Source organism: Planktosalinus sp. (genome assembly GCF_059864935.1).
In genome coordinates this window covers 1-1,084 of the sequence record NZ_JCBCCK010000304.1, presented here as the reverse complement: position 1 = coordinate 1,084, position 1,084 = coordinate 1, and the positions used below count along the sequence as shown (strand labels likewise).

The 1,084-nt window shown below is 37.4% G+C and carries 1 protein-coding gene; it reads left to right on the top strand.

Features of this window, described 5'->3' with window-relative positions:
* A partial coding sequence (gene murD / locus AC6F75_RS09915) for a UDP-N-acetylmuramoyl-L-alanine--D-glutamate ligase (RefSeq protein WP_500714869.1) occupies positions 1–1,084 on the top strand: 1,084 nt, incomplete at both ends.

Below are 1,084 nucleotides of genomic sequence, written 5' to 3'. Positions count from 1 at the left end.
AAAAGGATATGAAGTGTTTGTTTCAGACAAACAAAAAATTAAAGAAAATTACAAACAAGTTCTTAATCATAATGAGATTGACTGGGAAGAAGAAAAGCACAGTGAAGCGTTAATTCTCAATGCCGATGTGGTCATGAAAAGTCCGGGAATTCCTGATAATGTACCAATAGTTAAACAACTGTTGGAAAAGGGTGTTTCAGTTATTTCTGAAATTGAATTTGCATCACAATTCACCGGTGCAACGATTGTTGGAATTACAGGAAGCAACGGAAAAACCACCACAGCCACCCTGACCCATCACATTTTAAAAGCCGGAGGGCTGAATGTGGGTCTGGCAGGAAACATTGGGAAGAGTTTTGCTGCTCTAGTGGCAGAAGACAAACACGATGTTTATGTGTTGGAATTAAGTAGTTTTCAGCTAGATGGCATTGTCAACTTCAGACCGCACATAGCGGTGTTGACAAACATTACTAAAGACCATCTGGACCGGTATGAGTACAATTTTGAAAAGTACATCGATTCAAAGTTCCGGATAGTGATGAACCAGAATGAAAGTGATTATTTTATTTATGACAGTGATGATGAAGTAATAACCAACCGGCTGGAAAAAACCGGAGTAACATCTCAAAAATTGCCTTTTTCGATAACAAAAGAAATGGAAGAAGGAGCAAGTTTAAAAAAAGAAATAATAATAATAACCACAAATAAAACAACCCTAAAAATGCCTGTAAAAAGTTTAGAATTGCAAGGAAATCACAACCTGAAAAATGCTATGGCAGCATCAACTGTTGCTAAATTATTAAGCATTAGAAAGGAAACCATCAGGGAAAGCCTACAAAACTTTCACGGAGTGGAACACCGCCTTGAGACCGTATTAAAAATACAAAACGTTACCTATATCAACGATTCTAAAGCGACAAACGTTAATGCGACATTCTATGCGTTGGATAGTATGAATAGTCCAACTGTATGGATAGTGGGCGGAGTTGACAAAGGAAACAACTATGAAGAACTGTTGCCGCTGGTGAATGAAAAAGTAAAAGCCATTGTTTGCCTGGGCTTAGACAATGAAAAAATCATTCAA